21 protein-coding genes are annotated in these 19,305 nt (G+C 70.9%); 12 read left to right on the forward strand and 9 right to left on the reverse strand.

The features are described 5' to 3' along the window. Positions 1-149 precede the first annotated feature (149 nt). The 3 genes from ABZ896_RS07050 to ABZ896_RS07060 all read left to right on the forward strand — a co-directional run bounded on the left by ABZ896_RS07050 (position 150) and on the right by ABZ896_RS07060 (position 2,522). Entirely contained in the window at positions 150-872 is a 723-nt protein-coding gene (locus ABZ896_RS07050; RefSeq protein ID WP_360923117.1) for a DUF4232 domain-containing protein, read from the forward strand. A 61-nt stretch (positions 873-933) separates the two neighbouring features. Beyond that, a complete protein-coding gene (locus ABZ896_RS07055; RefSeq protein WP_360923120.1) occupies positions 934-1,839 on the forward strand; it encodes an SGNH/GDSL hydrolase family protein in 906 nt (301 codons plus the stop codon). 101 nt (positions 1,840-1,940) lie between these two features. Next, a complete protein-coding gene (locus tag ABZ896_RS07060) occupies positions 1,941-2,522 on the forward strand; it encodes a hypothetical protein (RefSeq protein WP_360923123.1) in 582 nt (193 codons plus the stop codon). Between the two features lie 46 nt (positions 2,523-2,568). Here ABZ896_RS07060 and ABZ896_RS07065 read toward each other — a convergent pair whose 3' ends face one another. Beyond that, positions 2,569-3,348: a hypothetical protein gene (locus tag ABZ896_RS07065; protein ID WP_360923125.1), complete on the reverse strand. Its 780-nt coding sequence runs from the start codon at positions 3,346-3,348 to the stop codon at positions 2,569-2,571. 85 nt (positions 3,349-3,433) lie between these two features. Further along, positions 3,434-4,363: an AraC family transcriptional regulator gene (locus ABZ896_RS07070; protein WP_360923128.1), complete on the reverse strand. Its 930-nt coding sequence runs from the start codon at positions 4,361-4,363 to the stop codon at positions 3,434-3,436. Between the two features lie 75 nt (positions 4,364-4,438). On the opposite strand from ABZ896_RS07070, the gene ABZ896_RS07075 reads away from it, so the two are divergent. The 4 genes from ABZ896_RS07075 (at position 4,439) to ABZ896_RS07090 (ending at position 6,868) form a co-directional block, all read left to right on the forward strand. After that, positions 4,439-5,287 carry an NAD(P)H-binding protein gene (locus ABZ896_RS07075; RefSeq protein ID WP_360923132.1) on the forward strand — a complete coding sequence of 283 codons (849 nt, stop codon included), beginning with the start codon at positions 4,439-4,441 and terminating at the stop codon, positions 5,285-5,287. Beyond that, entirely contained in the window at positions 5,284-5,709 is a 426-nt protein-coding gene (locus tag ABZ896_RS07080; protein ID WP_360923135.1) for a VOC family protein, read from the forward strand. The genes ABZ896_RS07075 and ABZ896_RS07080 overlap by 4 nt, the downstream gene beginning before the upstream one ends. Before the next feature lie 74 nt (positions 5,710-5,783). Next, complete coding sequence (locus tag ABZ896_RS07085; protein WP_360923138.1) at positions 5,784-6,485, forward strand: SDR family oxidoreductase; 702 nt, start codon at positions 5,784-5,786, stop codon at positions 6,483-6,485. A gap of 11 nt (positions 6,486-6,496) precedes the next feature. Further along, a complete protein-coding gene (locus ABZ896_RS07090; protein ID WP_360923141.1) occupies positions 6,497-6,868 on the forward strand; it encodes a DUF1330 domain-containing protein in 372 nt (123 codons plus the stop codon). Between the two features lie 330 nt (positions 6,869-7,198). Here ABZ896_RS07090 and ABZ896_RS07095 read toward each other — a convergent pair whose 3' ends face one another. The 5 genes from ABZ896_RS07095 to ABZ896_RS07115 form a co-directional block, all read right to left on the reverse strand. Next, entirely contained in the window at positions 7,199-7,777 is a 579-nt protein-coding gene (locus tag ABZ896_RS07095) for a TetR/AcrR family transcriptional regulator (RefSeq protein WP_360923143.1), read from the reverse strand. After that, positions 7,774-8,898, reverse strand: coding sequence for a 4Fe-4S binding protein (locus ABZ896_RS07100; protein ID WP_360923146.1), 1,125 nt, complete (start codon positions 8,896-8,898; stop codon positions 7,774-7,776). The genes ABZ896_RS07095 and ABZ896_RS07100 overlap by 4 nt, the downstream gene beginning before the upstream one ends. 119 nt (positions 8,899-9,017) lie before the next feature. Further along, entirely contained in the window at positions 9,018-9,587 is a 570-nt protein-coding gene (locus tag ABZ896_RS07105) for a TetR/AcrR family transcriptional regulator (protein WP_360923149.1), read from the reverse strand. A gap of 72 nt (positions 9,588-9,659) precedes the next feature. Continuing rightward, positions 9,660-11,159 (reverse strand): MFS transporter, encoded by a 1,500-nt coding sequence (locus ABZ896_RS07110; protein ID WP_360923152.1) that lies wholly within the window; start codon positions 11,157-11,159, stop codon positions 9,660-9,662. A gap of 98 nt (positions 11,160-11,257) precedes the next feature. Beyond that, positions 11,258-11,938: a MerR family transcriptional regulator gene (locus ABZ896_RS07115; RefSeq protein WP_360923155.1), complete on the reverse strand. Its 681-nt coding sequence runs from the start codon at positions 11,936-11,938 to the stop codon at positions 11,258-11,260. Positions 11,939-12,079: 141 nt separating this feature from the next. Between ABZ896_RS07115 and ABZ896_RS07120 the strand changes: the two genes are divergently transcribed. From ABZ896_RS07120 to ABZ896_RS07140, 5 genes are all read left to right on the forward strand, one after another. Then, complete coding sequence (locus ABZ896_RS07120) at positions 12,080-12,694, forward strand: DUF6230 family protein (protein WP_360923158.1); 615 nt, start codon at positions 12,080-12,082, stop codon at positions 12,692-12,694. Positions 12,695-12,740: 46 nt separating this feature from the next. Further along, positions 12,741-13,193: a DUF6114 domain-containing protein gene (locus tag ABZ896_RS07125; RefSeq protein ID WP_360923161.1), complete on the forward strand. Its 453-nt coding sequence runs from the start codon at positions 12,741-12,743 to the stop codon at positions 13,191-13,193. Continuing rightward, positions 13,186-14,565 (forward strand): hypothetical protein, encoded by a 1,380-nt coding sequence (locus ABZ896_RS07130; RefSeq protein WP_360923164.1) that lies wholly within the window; start codon positions 13,186-13,188, stop codon positions 14,563-14,565. The genes ABZ896_RS07125 and ABZ896_RS07130 overlap by 8 nt, the downstream gene beginning before the upstream one ends. A gap of 126 nt (positions 14,566-14,691) precedes the next feature. Next, on the forward strand, positions 14,692-15,561 hold the full coding sequence (locus ABZ896_RS07135; RefSeq protein ID WP_360923167.1) for an alpha/beta hydrolase: 870 nt from the start codon (positions 14,692-14,694) through the stop codon (positions 15,559-15,561). Positions 15,562-15,600: 39 nt separating this feature from the next. Continuing rightward, positions 15,601-17,295, forward strand: a complete 1,695-nt coding sequence (locus ABZ896_RS07140) for a CocE/NonD family hydrolase (protein ID WP_360923170.1) — start codon at positions 15,601-15,603, stop codon at positions 17,293-17,295. 118 nt (positions 17,296-17,413) lie between these two features. Here ABZ896_RS07140 and ABZ896_RS07145 read toward each other — a convergent pair whose 3' ends face one another. Next, a complete protein-coding gene (locus ABZ896_RS07145) occupies positions 17,414-17,767 on the reverse strand; it encodes a MerR family transcriptional regulator (protein ID WP_360923173.1) in 354 nt (117 codons plus the stop codon). A 459-nt stretch (positions 17,768-18,226) separates the two neighbouring features. Next, on the reverse strand, positions 18,227-19,060 hold the full coding sequence (locus ABZ896_RS07150; RefSeq protein WP_360923176.1) for a PIG-L family deacetylase: 834 nt from the start codon (positions 19,058-19,060) through the stop codon (positions 18,227-18,229). Between the last annotated feature and the right edge of the window lie 245 nt (positions 19,061-19,305).

Here is a 19,305-nt window from a genome sequence, read left to right on the forward strand (position 1 = left end):
AGGGCGACGGCATTCTCCCAGCTCAGACGGCATTTCGGCATTCCAGCGTCCCCGATACCCCGTCGGGCGTGGCGGCTGGGACGGATCACCTCGCAAGCTTCGGTCATCCACTCAGCAACGCCACCCGAACACCGAAGGGGAACACCGACATGTCCGCTCACCGCACCTCCCGCACCCGTCTCGCCGCCGCCGCCGCGACCGCCGTACTCGGCGCGCTCTCCCTGACCGCGTGCAACGTCGGAACGGGCCCCCACGCCGAGAACGCGGCGGCGACCGCCTCCCCGAGCACCTCGTCCGCTACGGCGTCGCCGGCCGCGGAGTCCGGCACCACGGGTACGTCGGACTCCACGGGGTCGAAGACCTCGACGGGCTCCTCCGCCGACAAGGCCACCGGAAAGTCCGCCGGAAAGTCCGCCACCGGCACCTCCGCGTCGAAGAACTCCGCGCCGGTCACCTGCGAGGGCTCCGTCACCAAGACGGTCGCGGCCCCGCTGACCCGCCCCGTGAACCACATGCTGCTGACCGTGACCAACACCGGCAGCAGGACCTGCTTCCTCTACGGCTACCCGAGCGTCCAGTTCACCGACGCCCAGTCCGAGCCCCCGGTCATCGAGGACTCGCAGCCGCAGGCGGTCGTCACGCTCGAGCCCGGCCAGTCCGGATACGCGGCCGTCAGCCTGTCCGCCACCGACGGCAGCGGTACGAACGGCCGTACCGCGAAGTCCCTGACCGTCTACTTCTCCGGCCGCTCCATGAACGGAAACGTCGGCGCCGCCGCCCACCCGGCGCTGCCCGCCAAGGGCGCCTACATCGACGACTCGATCAAGGTCACGTACTGGCAGCAGGAGATGGGCGACGCCCTGAACTGGTGACACCGGAACGCCCGTTGGACCTCGCAGTGCAGATCCGTATCACGAAGACCAGGAGAGAGTCATGGCAACGAACACCCGCCGACGGAACGCCCTGACGGCCTGCGCGGCCCTGATCATCGGTGCGCTCACGCTCACCGCCTGCGGTGGCGGCACCGCCGCGGACGGTGCCGCCGGGCAGTCGAAGGAACAGGTGTCCCTGGCCGCCGACTCGGTCGCCTCGGCGGCCGGTCTCGACTACGTCGCGCTGGGCAGTTCGTTCGCCGCGGGCCCGAGCATCCCGCCGTTGCAGTCGAGCAGCGGGGCGGCGGCGTGCATGCGGTCGTCCGACAACTACGCGAGCATCGTGGCCCGTGACATCGGGGCGAACCTGACGGACGTCACCTGCAGCGGCGCCACGACGGCCAACATCCTCACCACCGACCAGGGTGCGCAGCCGCCGCAGATCAACGCCGTGAACAGCGGGACCGACCTGGTCACGATCACCATCGGCGGCAACGACGTCAACTACCTCGGCAGCATGGTCACGTACTCCTGCCAGAACAGCGGCGGCACGAACTGCGGCACCGTGGACCAGGGCGCGATGAACACCGCGCTCGGCCAGGTCGGCCAGAAGATCGAGAACGTCGTGAACGCCGTCAAGGCGAGGGCCCCGCAGGCCCGCATCCTCCTGGTGAGCTACTCCACCCTGCTGCCCGACACCGGCGGCTGCGACGGCGTCCCGCTCACCGCCGACCAGCGGATCTACGAGCGCACGGTCGCCGTCCGCCTCGCCCAGGCCTACATCGACACGGCCACCCGCACGGGCGCGACCCTGGTCCGCTTCGCCACAGCCAGCCACGGCCACGACGCCTGCGCGACCGACCCCTGGGTGGAAAAGTACAAGCCCGCCTCGGGCCGCACCACGTACCACCCCAACGAGGCCGGCATGAGGGCAGCGGCCGCCCTGGTGAAGTCAACCCTGGGCTGACCCCGGACGAGCAGACACCCCAGGTCACCGACCTGGGGTGTCTTTGCTCATCCTTTAAGCTCGGACTCCGGCTCGGCGACGGACGAAAGGAGCCCGTTCGGATGACGGCGCGGTACGCGACCGATGGAACGGACTTCCGGGGTGCGGTGCGTTACCACTACCGCGTCGCGGTGCGGAACTTCCTCACGTTCTTCCCGGTGTTCCTGCTGCTGTGGGTCCAGATCTTCTTCACGCGGATCGACTGGTTGCTGCCGGTGGCCATCGTGGGCATGTTCGGCGTGGTGTGGACGCTCTTCCTTCTGGCCGGCCGCGTGAGTGCGACCCGGAGGTGCGCGAAGGTCTGCCGCACCTATCCGCTCGCATTCCGCAGCCCCGTCGAGAAGATCGGCATGGAGTCGACCCACACGCTCTATCTCCGCCTCGGTGACCAGAAAGGCACCCCCTTCACCCTGCGCGCGAAGGACGCCCTGGGGCGGGGACGGTGGCCGGTCGGTATCGAGGACGGCGTCTGGTTCGCGGGTAACGAGCCCTTCGGCGGCGCGTTCATCGTGCCCGGCGGCGGGGAGATGCTCTTCGCGCAGCCGAAGGACTGGACGGCGAGGAACGAGGACCGTGACAACGCCGGAGCGGAGCGGATCGAGAAGGCGGCGCGGGCGGGCGTCAAACGCCCGGCCCGCAGGTAGACCCGCCCGCAGGTAGACCCGCCCGCAGGTAAACCCCGCACGTCATCTATCGCACAGCCACATAGTCCCCGGTCGACGACTTCGCCCCGGACGTGGAGTTCCCGTAGTACGTCCAGCGCCACGTCCCCGACCCCGTGGCCTTCACCGTGGTCTTGAGCGCCCCCGTGCTGCTCGACGTCACCTTCTTGACCGTCGTGTACGAGGAGGCGCCCGCCGCCTTGAACTGGAGGCTCACCGTGCGGCCCGCGTACCCCTGGTACGTGTGGGTGTTCCAGTTCGCCCGGGTGACCCGGCCGGTCACGGTGATCGTCTTGCCCGCCGCGACCGGCTCCGGGGAGGCGTTGGCGGTGACGCGGGTGGCCCGCTTGAGCTGCAACGGGAGGTTCAGGTTGTCGATGTCCTGGGCGTCACCGGGGAGAAAGACCCGACCGGCGCTCTTCCAGGTGCCGGCGTCCTCGTTCCCGAAGTCGACGTACGTCGGGTCGATGTACAGCCATTCCTCGAAGTCGCAGATTCCCTTCGCCCTGTCCACGACCTCGCAGTCGCTGGTGAGGATGCCGCTCTGCACGGTGTCCGGGTTGCCGAGCGTCCCCCGGTAGGGGAACACCGTCGGCCCGTAGTCGTATCTGAGCGTGGTCGTCATCCGGAAGGACGCCCGCACCTCGACCTCCGCCTTGACCCCGATCACGATCGGCTTCCCGCCGTTCACCGTGACCCGGCTGAAGGAGACCCCGCCCTCCGCCGCCCCGGCCGGCACCGCGGCCACCCCCGTGAACACGATCGCCGCACCGGCGGCCGCCACCGCGCTCCACACTGTCTTCGCCATCTTGATCCCGCCCTTCCTGAACGGCCAACCGTCAGGCAAGGCAGGCCTGTTGAGGGTTGTACGCGGCACGGCAACGATTCGGGTGTCAGGAGCGGGAGGACGGCGAAGACGGCGGTACCGGCGCGTTCGCCTCGCGCCAGCGCCCCGGTGGCAGACCGTGGTGGCGACGGAACGCCGCCGCGAACGCGTTGGGCGAGGTGTAGCCGGTCCTGCGGGCGATCTGCTCCAGGGTGAGCTCGCCCGCCAGGAGGTGGTCCCGGGCCAGGGTCAGCCGCCAGTCCGTCAGGTACTGCATCGGCGTCTGCCCGAGCGCCCGCTCGAAGTGGCGGGCGAACGACGGGCGGGACATGGCCGTCAGACGGGCGAGTTCCGGGACGGTCCAGCCGCGGTGCGGTTCCTCGTGCATCGCCCGCAGCGCCCGCCCGAGCCGGGGGTCCTCGGCGGCCCGGTACCAGCGCGGCGCGTGCGAGCTCTGCTCGTAGGACGCGCGCAGTACGAGGACCAGGAGCACGTCGAGCAGGCGGTCGAGCACGGTCTGGCTGCCGGGCGCCGACTCCTGGAGTTCCCTCGAGATCAGGGAGACGACGTCGTGCACCTGGTCGTGGGCGGACGGCCGGATGACCAGCACGGGCGGGAGCGCCTGGACGAGGCTCCGGCCGACGTCGCCGGAGAGGCGGTAGGCGCCGCACAGGAACACGGCGGCGTCCGGGTCGGCGGCGTCGTCGTCCGCCGTGGCCGCCCAGAACTCCTCGTGGGAGACGCACGCGCCGGGGTCGGGTTCGTCCGCGATGTGGTGGTCCCGTCCGCCGACGACGATCGCGAGGTCACCCGGCAGCAGCCGTACGGCGTCGGCGGCGTCGTCCTGCCAGAGCCAGGCGTGACCGCGCAGCACGGTGTGGAGCGAGAGCTGGATGGAGCCCGGCAGGGTCAGCCCCCAGGGCGGGAGGGCGACGGAGCGGGCGAAGACGGCACCCGACGCCCGGGCCCGCACGAGATGGTCCTGCAACACGTCCATGGAATGAGCGTAACGCGTTGCGATCTGAGCGGAATGCGCATTGATAGGAGCATCCCGGCAAAGGACCGTAGAGGCATGAGTGAAGAACAGCCCACGATCCTCGTCCTCGGGGCGACCGGCAAGACCGGCTCCCGCGTCGTCTCCGATCTGCGAGACCGCGGCCTCGCCGTCCGCACCGCCGCGCGGTCCGGCACCGACGTGGCGTTCGACTGGAGGGACCGTGACACCTACGCCCCGGCGCTCGACGCGGTCACCCGGGTCTATCTGATGCCGCCCGTCCTGCGCACCGACTTCGCCCCCGACGTCTCGTCGTTCCTCGACACGGCCGAGGCGGCCGGCGTCGAGCACGTCACCTTCCTCAGCGCGTACGGCATGGAGCACGCGCCGCGGGAGGTCGCGAGCCGCTCGGTCGAGCTCGACCTGATCGGGCGGGACCGGCTGACCCACACCGTCCTGCGCCCGGCGTGGTTCATGCAGAACTTCAGCGAGAGCTTCCTCAGGCCGGTGAACGGCGCCGTCGTCGTCCCCACCGGCGCAGGTGCCGAGGCGTTCATCGACGTCGAGGACATCGCCGCCGTCGCCGCGACCACCCTGGCCGACCCCGCCGCCCACGCCGGCGCGGAGTACGGCCTGACAGGACCGCATGCCCTCACGTTCGCCGAGGCCGCCGCCGTGATCGGCGAGGTCACCGGCCGAGAGCTGATCCACCAGGACACGGACCGCGAGACATGGGTGGCGGGCGTGCTGGCGACGGGCGTCCCCGTCGAATACGGCGATGTACTGCGCCGGTTGACCGAGACGGTCGCGTCGGGCGACGGGTCGCGTCCCGACGGCACCGTGGAGAAGATCACCGGCCGGCCGGCGCGGACCTTCCGGGAGTTCGCGCGCACGAACGCCGCCGCATGGAGCGGGAGCGCGGAATGATCGACCACGTGTACCTCTCGGTCACCGACGTCGACACGGCGGCGGCGTTCTACCTCGAAGCCCTCCGGCCCCTGGGCTGGCGGGAGTTCGGGAGCTACAGCTCCTCCTCGGGGCCGGCCGACGTGCCCGACCTCTTCGGCATCGGCGACCCCGTCTACATCGCCGGGACCGGCGTCGGCTCCAGCATCTGGCTGCGCCGGCGCGCGCCCGGTGAGACGGGTCTCTACCTCGGCATCGCCTGCGACAGCGACGCCGCCGTCGACGCGGCATACGCGGCAGCCCTCAAGGCCGGCGGAATCGACGAGGGGCAGCCGGCCGACCGCCCCCACTTCGCGCCCGGCTACTACGCGGCCAACGTCGGGGACGCCGACGGCAACCGCCTGGAGTTCGTCCACAAGGCCTGGAACCGCCCCCGCGGGTAGCCGCGCTTGCGTATGGAAACCGATCGGTTTACGCTTCTGGAAACCGATCGGTTTTTCATTGTCGAGGGAGAGTCATGACTGTTGTGAAGGGCGCGAGCGTCTTCGTCACCGGCGGCAGCCGCGGCATAGGCAAGGCGCTGGTGGAAGAGCTGTACGCGCGAGGTGCCGGCAAGGTCTACGCCACGGCCCGCGACCCGCGCAGCGTGACGCACCCGGACGCCGTCCCGGTGGCCCTGGAGGTCACCGACCCGGCCTCCGTGGCGGCCGCCGCCGCACAGGCCCAGGACGTCACCGTGCTGATCAACAACGCCGGTGCCTCGGTCGGCGCGTCCTTCCTCGACTCGCCGATCGACGACGTACGCCGGGAGTTCGAGACCAACTTCTACGGCCCCCTCCTCGTGGCCCGCGCCTTCGCGCCGGTCATCGAGCGCAACGGCGGCGGCCACCTCCTCAACGTGCACTCCGTGCTCTCCTGGATCGCGCTCGGCGGCTCCTACAGCGCATCCAAGGCCGCCCTGTGGTCGCAGACCAACTCCCTGCGCCTCGAACTCAAGCCGCGCGGCATCGCCGTGACCGGCCTGCATGTCGGCTACGTCGACACGGACCTGACCGCGGGCGTCGACGCGCCCAAGTCCCACCCCCGGGACATCGCCGCGCTCGCCCTCGACGGCATCGAGACCGGCGCCCACGAGGTGCTCGCCGACGACATCTCCCGCCAGGTCAAGGCGGGCCTCGCGGGCGACCTGGCCGCGCTGTACCCCCAGCTCGCCGAATAGGAAAGCGTGCCATGAGTGCGAACGCGGAGAAGAAGAAGTTCTACGCCCTGAACATGTTCGACGTGGTCGACCTGGAGAAATACCTCGCGTACTTCAGCCGCCTGCCCGAGGCGGCCCCGAAGTACGGCGGCCGCATGGTGGCGTTCGGCCGCTTCCGGGACAACGTGACCGGTGACCTCGCGCCGCGGCAGGTCCTGTTCCTCGTCGAATGGGACTCCGAGGAGGCGTTCAACAGCTTCCGGGACGACCCGGAACTGGCCGACCTGCACCCGCTGCGGGAGGACGGCACAGCGTCCTACATCTGGCAGACGTTCGACGGCTCCGACATGAGCGACCCCACCGCCGTCTCCCTCGACGACGTGCTCGCGGTGCTCAAGCCCTAGGCCGTGTCCGCAAAGTCCCTCCCCCAGAGGGGGTACCCCCAGCCCGGCGACGGTTGGCACGCCCTCTCGCCGTGCCGGGCGAAGCCCCACGTACAACCAGTACGAGGGTCTCCGCCCGGCACGCCGAGAGCACGCTCCCCCACTCTCGGCTGCGCTCGAGCGGGGGACCCCCACGACGCCGCCGGGCCCGCCCTCCGGGCGGACGACGGGACTTTGCGGACATGACCTAGCCCCGAACTTCACGAGGGCCCGCCGACCGAGTCGGTGGGCCCTTTCGCCTTCCGGGACCTCGGATCGCCTTGCGGGACCCCGGACCCGAACGGCGAAGCCTCAGTGCACGCCTGCCGCGTCGAGCAGCGTCGCCACGATGGGCGCCACGAGTCCGGTCAGGTGGTCGGCCTGGATCCCCGCGCGGGCGCTCGCGCCGTCGAAGACCAGGCTGAGCCGCCGGGCCAGCAGGTCCGGGTCGCCCGCCCCGCCCTGTTCCGCCTCGGCGCGGAAGAAGGCCGTCAGATTCGCCTTGACCCCGCGGGCCACCTGGCTCGCGGGGTGGCCCGGGTCCTTGAGCTCGACCTGCACGGCCAGATACCGGCAGCCCCGGAACTCGGGCGCCCCCGCCTGCGATTCCACCCGCTCGAAGACGTGCAGGATCCGCTCGCGCGGCGACCGCCCGTCGTCCGCCGCGGGCAGCAGAGTCGCCACGTAGGCGGCCGCGCGCTCCTTCAGGCTCGCCGCCAGGAGTTCGTCCTTGCTCTCGAACAGCTGGTACATGGACCGCTTCGAGACCCCCGCCGCCCTGCACAGCGCCTCGACACCGATGGTGACGCCGTCCCGGTAGGTGAGCGTGGCGGCCGCCTCCAGCAGGCGCTCCCTGGGGCTCCGTTTCCCTTCCGTGGTCGACCCGGTCATGACGTACGTGTCTCCCGGTCGCCGGACGCGGAACGCCGCGCCGGGGGCTGCCAGCCGCCGGTGACTTCCCTGACCGGCTTGTGGGGGAAGCGGCGCCGGGCGTACTCCTGCGCGGGGGAGCCCGGAAGGACGTACAGCGTCTCCTTCTTGTCCTGCAGCGGTCGTAGCACGGTGTCCATGAACGTCTTGCGGTCGTCCAGGTACGGCCCGAGGACGTCCTCGCCGGCGGGGCAGACGGCCAGGCAGTAGCCGGACTTGTAGCCGGGCGGCGAACTCAGGCTCTGCCACATGGACGCGCTCTCGGAATCGCTGACCCGCGAGCGGTAGTCGGCGGCGTCCTCGCTGTCGGCCACGGTCTGCGCCCAGTCGGTGAACCCGCTCATGAACTCGCGGTAGTTGTGCGTGGTGCAGGCCAGCGCGTCGAAGGCGCCGTCCTTGGCGATGGCGCCGACCGGACAGGCGGCGACGCACAACTTGCAGTCGATGCACGGGTTGTAGTCCAGCGCCTGTCCGTACGCGCTCACCTCCGCGTCCACCAGGACGGTCACCAGCAGGACGAAGCTGCCGAACTTCGGGTGGATGACGTTGCGGTGCAGGCCCATCACGCCGAGCCCGGCGGCCACCGCGACCGTCTTGTGCGCCACCACCCAGATCCGCTCGCTGGGGAAGTGGTCCATCTCCTGAGGGAAGCCGACCGAGGGGTTGAGCGCGCGGTATCCGGCGTCCTGAAGCGCCCGGGTGACGCTGCGGGCGGCGTGGTTGGCCTGCTCGTCGGCCTGGTGGAACTCTTGGTTGGCCACGCTACGGGCGGGGGAGCGGCAGTTGTCGCGGTTCATCCGGACCGCCATCGCGATCAGGGAGCGGGTGCCGGGCAGCGCGGACCGCGCGTACGCGCGCTCACCGGCCAGGTCGGGGTGGTCCAGGCTGACCGCGGCGACGTCGTCCGCTCCGGCCGCGAGGCACAGTTCGCGCAGCCACTGCGCGTCGATCACCGCCGGCGGGCTCGCCGCGGCATCCGTCCCGCGCCGGGCGAGGACGGCCCGTACCGACGGGTGGGCCGCCAGCTTCGCGGGAAGCGGGGGGTGGGCGGGTCGCCCGTCGGTGTCGCGCGCGGCAGTCATCCGGGCTCCTGGGGAAACGGGTACGAGGCTCGCCGTCACAGGCGAGAAACCGATCAGTTTCACCACCGTAAACCGATCGGTTTTCCCGCGCAAGCCCCTCCTCCGGCCCCTTCGAGGCGTCAGCGCATGCCCGCCGCGTCGAGCAGCGTGGTCACCGTGGGGACGACGAGCCCGCCCCGCGTGTCCGCCTTGATCCCCGCGCGAGCGCTCGCGCCGTCGAAGACCAGAATCAGCTGCCGGGCCAGCAGGTCCGGGTCGCTCGCCCCGCCCCGCTCGGCCTCGGCGCGGAAGAAGGCCGCCAGGTCCGCCTTGACCCGGTGGGCCACCTGGCTCGCGGGGTGGCCCGGGTCCTTGAGCTCGATCTGCACGACGAGGTACCGGCAGCCCTGGAAGTCGGGCGCGCCCGCCTGCGCCTCCGCCTGTTCGAAGACGTGCAGGATCCGCTCGCGGGGCGGGCGATCGTCGTCCGCCGCGGGGAGGAGTGCCGTCACATAGGCGGAGGCGCGTTCCTCCAGACTCGCCGCCAGCAGGGCGCCCTTGCTCTCGAACAGCTGGTACATGGAGCGCTTGGACACCCCCGCCGCCTTGCACAGCGCGTCGACGCCGATGTTGACGCCGTCGCGGTAGGTGAGGGTGGCCGCTGCCTCCAGCAGGCGCTCTCGGGAGCTGGGCATTGCTTCGGTGGTCATAAGGCGAGGTTAACTCGATTCCGGCTCATTAAAAACCGATCGGTTTACGTGCGTCTGCCGGTGGGCCCGGCCTCAGTGGGCGATCACGGGCTCGCCCTCCGACGGCGCCAGAGCCGTGTTCGGCATCAGGAACGCCATGAGCACCGCGCCGACCACGAAGATCCCGGCGCCCCACGCCAGGGTGGCCGTGTAGCTCTCCACCCCGGCCTGCGCCGCCGTCAGCGCGCTCGGCTTGTGCGAGGACAGGTAGTCGGTCGCGGCCGAGGAGGCGACGGTGGTCAGCAGCGCCGTACTGATCGAACCGCCCACCTGCTGGCTGGTGTTGATCAGCGCCGAGGCGACCCCCGCGTCCTCGTGGTGCACACCCGCGGTCGCGCCCTGGAACGCGGTGGTCATCACCGCGCCGATGCCGAGGCCCAGCAGGATCATGCCCGGCATGATGTGGGCGACGTAGGTGCTGTCCAGCGTGAGCCGGGTCAGCAGGGCCATGCCGGACGCGGAGACCAGGAAGCCGGCGACCACCACGATCTTCGGGCCGACCCGGGGCAGCAGCAGCGACGGCACCGTGGTCGACGCGGCGACGATGCCGCCGACCATCGGCAGGAAGGACAGCCCGGCCTCGATCGGCGAGTAGCCGATGCTCGCCTCCAGGTAGTAGGTCAGGAACAGGAAGATCGAGAACATCCCCATGCCCAGGACGAACACGGCCAGGAAGGAACCGCCCCGGGTCCGGTCCAGTACGACCCGCAGCGGCAGCAGTGGATGCGCGACCCGGAGTTCCAGCCACGCGAACACCGCGAGCAGCACCACGCCGCTGATCATGGAGCCGAGGGCGACCGGGTCGGTCCAGCTGGTCGACTCGACGTGCGCGAACCCGTAGACGATCCCGAACAGCGCGGCGCTCACCACGACCGTGCCGGGAACGTCGATCTTCGGCCGCTCGGTGTGTGCGGGCTTGGCCAGCAACAGCAGCGCACCGACCAGCGCGACGCCCGCGAAGACGACGTTCACGTACATCACCCAGCGCCAGGACGCCCATTCGGTGAGCATGCCGCCGAGCAGGAGCCCGACCGCGGCGCCCGCACCGGAGAGCGCGCTGAAGATGCCGAAGGCCTTCGGCCGCTCGGCCGGGTCGGTGAAGCTCACACTCAGCAGGGAGAGCGCGGCGGGCGCGAGCAGCGCGGCGAACAGGCCCTGGGCCACACGCGCCGCGACGAGGATCTCGAAGCTGTCGGCCGCGCCGCCGACCACGGACGCGGCCGCGAAACCGACCAGGCCGGTCACGAAGGTCGTACGGCGTCCGAACAGGTCACCGAGCCGGCCCCCGAGCAGCAGCAGGCTGCCGAACGCCAGGGCGTACCCCGTGATGACCCACTGGCGGCTGCCGTCACTGAAGCCGAGGTCGTGCTGCGCCTCGGGCAGCGCGATGTTCACGACGGTCGCGTCGAGCGTGACCATGAGCTGCGCCACGCCCAGCACGACGAGCACCCACCAGCGCACGGCGTGTGAGCCGCGGCGGCCCGAGTCTGTTGTGCCGGGGGCGGGGGCCCCGCGGTCGAAGGTGGTACTCACATTTCCCCTTGGTCGCTGGTCATGGCCCCGACCATGGGTCGGAAACCGATCTGTTTCCACTGAGGAAAACAGATCGGTTTCCATGATGCAAGCCGGGCTTACTCGACCGGCCGCTCTCCCTGCCCGCACGCCTGGCGATCGTGGCGCCGATGGTTCGCGTCCTCCTGGGCCAGCCGCCGCAGCAGCCTGACGACCGGCTCGAACAGCACGCTGAGGACCACCGCCCGTTCGGCCAGCGCGATCTGGTCCTCGATTCCCTCGAGTTGGGCGAAGTCCAAGTCCGCGGTGGAGGTGGCGAGTTGTGCGTAGGGGACGAGGTCGGCGGCCGTGTAGTCGGTGCCGAGCCGGCTCAGCGCCGCGAGACTCTCGGCGAGTGCCGGGCGGTGCGGTGACGCGTCGGAGATCCGCCAGCCCATGCTCTCGATGAGCGACTCGACCCGCTCGACGGCTCTGTCGGCCGCCACCCCCTCGGCGGCACCCTCGCCTGCCTCCGTGGCGGGAGCGGAGGGGACGGGCAGCGCGTGGTGGACGACGGCCAGGGTCTCGAACGCGTCCAGCGGCTGCTCGACGGCTTCGAGCACCTCCCGGGTGCGGGCGACGGACAGCCCGCCGAGCTGGATGAGGGAGCGGATCAGACGGAGCCGCTGGATGTGCTCCTCGTCGTACTCGACCGTGGTCGGGTTCAGTGCGCGCCCCTCGGGGAGCAGCCCCTCCCGTCGGTAGTACTTGATGGTCGCCACGGGCACCCCGGACCGTCGGCTGAGCTCCGAAATCCTCATGCGCTCCCTCACGCTCACCTGTCCCTCCAGTATCGCGTTACCGGGGGTTGCCCCAGCGAGCCCGATAGTGCCACTATCAGGCCCGCTCGATAGTGGACCTATCGAGTGCTTCCCGTACACCTCGACAACGGAGGGCCACGCATGCCCCAGCGAATCGGCAGGACCCACTGGAAGCGCTTCGCCATCGGCGCGGTCCCGACGGTGATCGCCACCGCCGCGGTCGGCGTCTCCATGGCCCAGGGCGCGCTGGCCGCCTCCTTCAGCATCTCCGGCTCCGACTTCAAGGTCTCCGCCGGTTCACTGAGCGGGTCGGGATTCGCCAACTACGCGACGGTGGACGTCGCCAAGAACGGCAAGCACATACCCGTCTCCGTCTCGGCCCTGGAGAACGCGAAGATCACCGACATGTGCCAGTCCGTGCCGGTGGACATCCCCGTGCTCGGCACCTACACGATGTCGCTCAAGGCCGGGGGAGAGGGCACCGCCGTCAAGGCCAAGGACCTGTACATCGACATGACCGACCTCCAGGCCAGGTCCGGCACCTTCAGGAACGTCGACATCGGTGTGGCCACCGGCTCCATCACGAAGGGCCAGGTCAACCCCAAGGACCATGTCGACCCCGACGGTTACGCCCAGCAGGCGGACTCCATCGAGATCATCGACGCCCACCAGAAGGTCTGGGCCACCTCCGCCGGGACGTTCGAACTCGCGGGCCTGCACATGAACATCGCGGCCGGCCGCCACGACTGCTTCTGAGCCTGCCGCAATCCGCCCCGCCCGCCGACGAGTTGGGACCCTCCCCATGACGAGTGCCGGCGCATCCGCGCACCCGCACAGTGACAGCGGCTTCGCCCGTGCTCGCCAGGACTTCCGGACCTGGCGGCGCACCCGCCCCTTCTGGGCGGGCCTGCTGGTCCTCCTGGCGGCCGCGCCGATCATCTACTTCCCGTACTTCAACCTCTCCCTGGGCGCCCTGTCCGTGGCGATGTCCACCACCGCGGGCGCCGGATCCCTGGTCATCGGACTGACGCTGATCGTCCTCGGCGGACTCCTGTGGTTCCAGCCGGTCATCAGGTTCTTCGCCGGCTGCGTGGCCGTCTTCCTCGGCGTCCTGTCACTGCCCCTCTCGAACTTCGGCGGATTCTTCGCCGGCACGCTGTGCGCGGCCACGGGGGGACTCCTTGCCCTGTCGTGGGGCCCGGTGGCCCCGGCCGCGGACACCGCCGGTCCGGAGGGAGAGCCGGAACATGGCTGAGCGGTTCGTCGACGGGCGTGACATGGCTGAGCGGTTCGCCGACGCGCGCGGCATGCCTGACCGGTTCGCCGACGCGTGCGACATGGCCGTAGACACTCATCGCGACATGGCCGTAGACCCGCATGCCGTACGGCCGTCCGGAGCCCGGCACGCCCTCCCCCGTACGTCCGCGCTGACCCGCCTGCGCCGGCCGCTCGGGAGGGCTCTCGCCCTGACCGCGCTGCCGACCGTCCTCGTCCTGGCGGGGCAGCGTCCGCCCGCGGTCGACACGAGTGCCACCGCGGCTCATTCCGCTCCCGAGGAGGAGCCTGCCGCCGGCGTCGACTGCGACCGCCCGGCCGACACGGCGGCCCCCGCCCCCACTCCCACCCCTGCCCCCTCCGCCGTTCCCGGCACCCGCGGTGCCCCCACGGGCGGGCCGCCCGGGCGCGGGACCGACGGGGCGACGGGTGCGGCCCCGGCTCCGACGGCCCCGGCCGCGGCTCCGACCGCCCCGGCCCCGGCGCACCCCGCCCCGGCTCCGACCGCCTCACCGAGCACGGCCGCCGCCGCCCCCACCGGTCTTGCGGACCTCCTCGGTTCCCTCCTGCCCGGCGACAGCGCGGAGCAGAGCCCCCGACCCGACACGAGCCCCGCACCGACTCCACCGGCGCCGACCCCGACGACCACGAAGCCGTCCGACGCAGTGGCGACCGCGAAGCCGTCCGACGCAGCGACGACCACGACGAGTTCCGACGCCCCGACCTCCTCGACGAGTTCCGACGCACCACCCCCCGCCCACCACGCCTCACCCACCCCCAACCGCCGGACCGCCGATCCCTCGTCCCGACCGGCGCCCACCCCGCAGACCTCCCGCACCTGCGACATCAGCGACCTCAAGGCTCCCGAGGAGACCGGCGTCGGCCGATTCGCCGCCGAGTCCTGGAACCTGAAGGGAACCCGCCTCGACCTGCGCGACCTCGTCTTCGGTGGCGTGGTGACCGTGGACACGGCCGCCGGACCCAAGCGGGTGCTCAAGTTCTCCGCGGCGGGTGTCACGATCGGCGACCTGAAGATGGCCGTACCCGACGGCCCGCAGATCCAGCACATCGACGGCGCCCCCGGCTCGACCTCCACGCTGCAGGGCGACCGCATCACCCTGTACGTCGAGAGCCTGACCGGCACCCTGTCCGGCGTCGAAGGCGTCCCACTGCCCCCGGCCCTCCGGCTGCACCTCACCCCCGACACCGTCCCGGAGTGGCTGTACGACACGGTCGGGAGACTCGGCCTCAAGCTCCGGCTCGGCCTGACGGATGCCGACATCGACCAGGCCGGACAGACCGGCGGAGAGCTCGTCATCCCAGGTATCCACGGGTACGGAACGCCCCGGTGAAGTCGCGTGCCCGTCGGACTTGCGCCCGGAAACCGATCAGTTTACCTTGATGGAAACCGATCGGTTTCCCTCGCTCCGGCGCGAGCGACCGTTCCGGTAATCCCTCACGCCCAAGGAGTCGGCGAGATGCCCAGCCAAGAGTCACGTCCCACGATCCACATCCCGGGAACCACCACCCACACGATTCCCCCGCGCGGCGGCCGTGACGGACAGCTGCGCTACCTCAAGGCGGGGACCGGCGCCCCCCTGGTCCTGCTGCACACCGTGCGCACCCAGGCCGAGCACTTCCGCCGGCTCATCCCGCTGGTCGCGGACCGGTACACCGTCTACGCCCTCGACCTGCCGGGGATGGGCTACTCGGAGATCGTGCCCGGGGCGTCGTACGACGAACCCGCGATGCGCGCGGGCGTCGAGCGGCTGCTGACCGAACTCGACCTGAACGACGTGACGTTGGTCGGCGAGTCCATGGGCGCGGTGCTCGCCCTGACCACCGCGGCCGACCTCCCGGAGCGCGTCCGCCGCGTCGTCGCGGTCAACGCCTACGACTTCCGCGGCGGCATCGCCCGCTCCGGCCTCCTCGCCCGCGTGGTGGTCAGCGGTGTCCTGGCGCCCGGAGTGGGTCCCGTGATCGCCGGGGTCGAGCCCAAGCCCGCCCTGCGCACGATCCTCCAGGGCGGCCTCGGCGACAAGAGCGCGCTGCGCGAGGACTACGTGGACGAGCTCCTCCAGGTCGGCACGCGCCCCGGCTACCCGACCGTCGCCCGGGCCGTGTACCAGGCCCTGCCCAGCCTCATCGCGGCCCGCACCCGCTACCCCGAGGCCAAGGCGCCCATCCACCTCGTCTACGGCGAGAAGGACTGGTCCCGCCCCTCGGACCGCGACGCCAACAGGAACCTGCTCCCGGCCGCCGACTTCACCCAGGTCCCCGGGGCGGGCCACTTCATCGCCCTGGAGCGCCCCGACGTACTGGCCGACCTGCTGAACGCGGTGGCCTGACCCCCGAGACCACTGACCGACCGGCCCGAGGAGCGGTGCATGGCGGAGATCCGGATCGAACTCGACCTCCCGGCGCGGATGCGTGACGGCACGGTACTGCGCGCGGACGTCTACCGCCCCGGCGGCCCGGGACCGTGGCCGGTGCTGCTGTGCCGGCTGCCGTACGGCAAGCAGACCCCCATGATGACGGCCGTGCTCGATCCGTCGGCGGCCGTCCGGCGCGGGTTCATGGTGGTCGTCCAGGACACCCGCGGCCGGTTCGCCTCCGAGGGCGAGTGGGATCCGCTCACGTACGAGGAGAGGGACGGCCACGACACCGTACGGTGGGCCGCCGCCCTCCCCGGCTCCAACGGTGCGGTCGGCATGATCGGCGGCAGCTACTTCGGCAACACCCAGTGGATGGCGGCGCTGTCGAAGCCGCCGGAGCTGAAGGCCATCGCGCCGATGATCACCTGGTCCGATCCGGACGACGGGCTGTGGACGCGCGGCGGCGCGATCGAACTCGGCCTCAGCGTCCCCTGGACCCTCCTCCAGGGCGCCGACACCCTGATACGCCGTCACAGCGCCGACCTCGACGGGCTCGTGAACGGCATCACCGCACTCATCCAGGATTTCGACGGCCTGGCCGACGGCGGTTACGGGGAGCTGCCCGCCGGACGGTTCCCCGCGTTCGCCCGCCACGACCTGCCCGAACTCGGCTACGAACGCTCCCGCCGCGAGCCCGCGTGGGCGGCGTCCACCCGGGTCGCCGGCCGACACCACGAGGTGGACCTGCCCACCTTCCAGGTCGGCGGCTGGTACGACATCTTCAGCCAGGGCACGCTCGACAACTTCACGGCCATGCGCCGGGCCGGCCGGCCCGCCACGCTGGTCATGGGCCCGTGGTCCCACACCAACTGGCGGCACGTGGTCGGGGACGTCAACTTCGGGTTCGCGGCCAACTCGGAGTTCATGGGCCTGCGCGGACGCCTGCACGACCTGCAGTTCGACTGGTTCCGGCGCACGCTCGGCGACGGCGAACCACCGGAGCCGGACACCGGCCAGGTGCTGCTCTTCGTCATGGGCGTCAACCAGTGGCGCGAGGAGACGGAATGGCCCCTGTCGCGCGCGGTGGACACGGACCTCCACCTGCGCGCGGACGGCCGCCTGACCCCTGAGCCGCCGTCCACCGCCGAGCCGGCCGAGGAGTTCACCTATGACCCGACGGACCCGGTACCCACCATGGGCGGCGCGCTCCTCCTGGGCGGCGGCCTCCTCATGACGGACGAGTTCCCGCCCGGCCCGCTCGACCAGTCGGCCGTGGAGGCGCGCGAGGACGTCCTGGTCTTCACCACCGAAGCGCTCACCGAGGACGTCGAGGTGACGGGCCGCGTCTCGGTGGTGCTCTTCGCCGCCACCGACGGCCCCTCGACGGACTGGGTGGCCCGCCTGTGCGACGTCGACGAGAACGGCGTCTCCCGCAATGTGACCGACGGCGTCGTGCGGGTACGGACGGCGGCCCCGGGCGAGCCGGCCGAGCACGCCGTAGATCTCTGGTCGACCAGCATCGTCTTCCGCGCCGGGCACCGCATCCGGGTCCAGGTCACCTCCAGCAACTTCCCCCGCTGGGACCGCAACCTCAACACGGGCGAACCCGAACACACCGCGACGACGCCCCGAACGGCCCGCCAGCGGATCTTCCACGACCCCGCCCACCCGTCCCGCATCATCCTGCCCGTGGTGCCCCCGACCTGACCGGAAGCCGTACGGATCCCCTGCGTCCGGTCGGCGTCGTGGCGTCGGTCCATCGCGTACGCGGGCGACGCGGTCCGGCGTCGTGCGGGTGCGAGCCGGCCGGGGCGTGCCCCGGTGGTCAGCCGGAAGCGGGAAGGGAAGCGTCGGACGCTTCCTGCTCGGCGCGCCGGCGGTACTCGGCGTTGATGCGCTGAGCTTCCTCGAGCTGGTCCTCGAGGATGACGATGCGGCACGCGGCCTCGATCGGGGTGCCCTTGTCGACGAGCTCGCGGGCCCGCGCGGCGATCCGCAGCTGGTAGCGGGAGTACCGGCGGTGTCCGCCTTCGGAGCGGAGCGGAGTGATCAGGCGAGCCTCACCGAGGGCTCGGAGGAAGGCCGGGGTGGCACCGAGCATCTCGGCGGCCCGCCCCATGGTGTACGCGGGGTAGTCGTCGTCGTCCAGACGATCACTGAGGGGGTTGTCTGCTGTCATGTCACCTCGTCATGCAACGCGTCGAGGGGCCCTGGTGCCGTACGGCACCAGGGCCCCGAAGGAAATTCAACACCATCCGTCGGCTCTCGTGCTCTGCCGACCTTCTGTCGCCGCTACCGGCCCTGCAGAAGGGGGGTGCGGGGATCGCGGCTGCGTGACCGGGGACCACCTTCCAATCCGGGGTCTTGCGGTACCCGGCCGAGGACGACTCGGGCCGGGCGATCCTGATGGCGTCTGCGTCCTCCGTCCTTCCTCCGAACCAGAACTGCACTGCTCTACGGACTTCACATACCGCTGCCCGCCAGTTCGTGTCTGCCGGGCTCACTTGACCTCTGTTGACAAGCAAAAGCCTAACCGCACCGGAACCCAATGTCTACTCCGACGACTACAGATTTCACCTACGTGAGGGAACAGATAGCTTGCGACTCGGGTGCCCGGGAGCGCGTTGGCGTGGGCGGATCAGCGCAGTCCGGCGAAGAGGTCGTTCTCGGGTACGGCCGCGCCGGTGGCGTCCTGGACTCGTACGAACGTCTCCATGCCCATCAACTCGCCAAACCTCTCCTTGCCCAGCTTGAGGAAGAAGATGTTCTCGCCCTGGCTGGCGTGCGCGGCCAGCGCGTCGAACTTCTGGCCGCTGAACGCGGTGGTGTCCACCCACGTGGTGATCTCGTCGTCGGGGAGGCCGATCTCGGCCATCGCGGCGGCCTCGGCGGGATCCGGCTCCGGCATGTCCGGATGGAACTCGCGCATGAGCTCGCCGAACCGCCGCATCCCCGAGCGGGGCATCGTGGTCCAGTACACCTTCGGTGTCAGCCCGGTCGTCTCCAGCGCCGCCATCGTGATGCGGTGGGCCTGGATGTGGTCGGGATGGCCGTAGAAGCCGTTCTCGTCGTAGGTGACGACCACATCGGGCCGGTAGTGCCGCATGAGGTCCGCGAGCCGGGCCGCGCCCTCCTCCACGGGGGTCCGCCAGAAGGATCCGGGGGCGTCGTTGCTCGGCCAGCCCATCATCCCGGAGTCGGCGTAGTCGAGCGTCTCCAGATCGCTGATCTTCAGGACGTCCCGGCTCGCCTCGAGTTCCTGGCGGCGCATCAGGGCGACCGCCGCCGGATCGTGCCCGGGGTCGCCCGGTTTGACACCCCCCGGTCCGTCACCGCAGCCGCCGTCGGTACAGGTCACGAGAACCGTGCGGATGCCTTCCGCCGCGTACCGCGCGAGGACCCCTCCGGTGCCGGTGGCCTCGTCGTCGGGGTGGGCGTGTACGGCCATGAGCGTCAAGGGCCGGTCAGTCATGAAACAGTCCTCCTGCAGACATACGTCCTGGTCTCCGGGTACCCCGCCCATCCGGCGCCGCCCCCTCGCCCGATGCAACCCCACCGACCGCCCCGGCTGTTCCCGGCACGACCACCAACCCTGAACAACAAAGAACCCCCGGGTCCCTGACTTCAGTTCAAGAGGTCGTTGCAACACCCCGTTCGTAGGGAGTTGCAGTGGACTTCGAGATCCGGGAGGACCGGAGGCCGCAGGGCCCCCGGAAG

The organism is Streptomyces sp. NPDC047072, assembly GCF_040643855.1.
Taxonomy (GTDB): Bacteria; Actinomycetota; Actinomycetes; order Streptomycetales; family Streptomycetaceae; genus Streptomyces.

What these genes read in the sequence shown, in the direction of transcription:
- ABZ896_RS07075 (WP_360923132.1), top strand. Translation starts at nt 4,439, where the DNA reads ATGAGTGAAGAACAGCCCACGATCCTCGTCCTCGGGGCGACCGGCAAG.
- ABZ896_RS07065 (WP_360923125.1), bottom strand. Translation starts at nt 3,348, where the DNA reads ATGGCGAAGACAGTGTGGAGCGCGGTGGCGGCCGCCGGTGCGGCGATC.
- ABZ896_RS07055 (WP_360923120.1), top strand. Translation starts at nt 934, where the DNA reads ATGGCAACGAACACCCGCCGACGGAACGCCCTGACGGCCTGCGCGGCC.
- ABZ896_RS07125 (WP_360923161.1), top strand. Translation starts at nt 12,741, where the DNA reads ATGACGAGTGCCGGCGCATCCGCGCACCCGCACAGTGACAGCGGCTTC.
- ABZ896_RS07090 (WP_360923141.1), top strand. Translation starts at nt 6,497, where the DNA reads ATGAGTGCGAACGCGGAGAAGAAGAAGTTCTACGCCCTGAACATGTTC.
- ABZ896_RS07150 (WP_360923176.1), bottom strand. Translation starts at nt 19,060, where the DNA reads ATGACTGACCGGCCCTTGACGCTCATGGCCGTACACGCCCACCCCGAC.
- ABZ896_RS07105 (WP_360923149.1), bottom strand. Translation starts at nt 9,587, where the DNA reads ATGACCACCGAAGCAATGCCCAGCTCCCGAGAGCGCCTGCTGGAGGCA.
- ABZ896_RS07115 (WP_360923155.1), bottom strand. Translation starts at nt 11,938, where the DNA reads ATGAGGATTTCGGAGCTCAGCCGACGGTCCGGGGTGCCCGTGGCGACC.
- ABZ896_RS07140 (WP_360923170.1), top strand. Translation starts at nt 15,601, where the DNA reads ATGGCGGAGATCCGGATCGAACTCGACCTCCCGGCGCGGATGCGTGAC.
- ABZ896_RS07085 (WP_360923138.1), top strand. Translation starts at nt 5,784, where the DNA reads ATGACTGTTGTGAAGGGCGCGAGCGTCTTCGTCACCGGCGGCAGCCGC.
- ABZ896_RS07050 (WP_360923117.1), top strand. Translation starts at nt 150, where the DNA reads ATGTCCGCTCACCGCACCTCCCGCACCCGTCTCGCCGCCGCCGCCGCG.
- ABZ896_RS07135 (WP_360923167.1), top strand. Translation starts at nt 14,692, where the DNA reads ATGCCCAGCCAAGAGTCACGTCCCACGATCCACATCCCGGGAACCACC.
- ABZ896_RS07070 (WP_360923128.1), bottom strand. Translation starts at nt 4,363, where the DNA reads ATGGACGTGTTGCAGGACCATCTCGTGCGGGCCCGGGCGTCGGGTGCC.
- ABZ896_RS07095 (WP_360923143.1), bottom strand. Translation starts at nt 7,777, where the DNA reads ATGACCGGGTCGACCACGGAAGGGAAACGGAGCCCCAGGGAGCGCCTG.
- ABZ896_RS07100 (WP_360923146.1), bottom strand. Translation starts at nt 8,898, where the DNA reads ATGACTGCCGCGCGCGACACCGACGGGCGACCCGCCCACCCCCCGCTT.
- ABZ896_RS07145 (WP_360923173.1), bottom strand. Translation starts at nt 17,767, where the DNA reads ATGACAGCAGACAACCCCCTCAGTGATCGTCTGGACGACGACGACTAC.
- ABZ896_RS07080 (WP_360923135.1), top strand. Translation starts at nt 5,284, where the DNA reads ATGATCGACCACGTGTACCTCTCGGTCACCGACGTCGACACGGCGGCG.
- ABZ896_RS07130 (WP_360923164.1), top strand. Translation starts at nt 13,186, where the DNA reads ATGGCTGAGCGGTTCGTCGACGGGCGTGACATGGCTGAGCGGTTCGCC.
- ABZ896_RS07120 (WP_360923158.1), top strand. Translation starts at nt 12,080, where the DNA reads ATGCCCCAGCGAATCGGCAGGACCCACTGGAAGCGCTTCGCCATCGGC.
- ABZ896_RS07060 (WP_360923123.1), top strand. Translation starts at nt 1,941, where the DNA reads ATGACGGCGCGGTACGCGACCGATGGAACGGACTTCCGGGGTGCGGTG.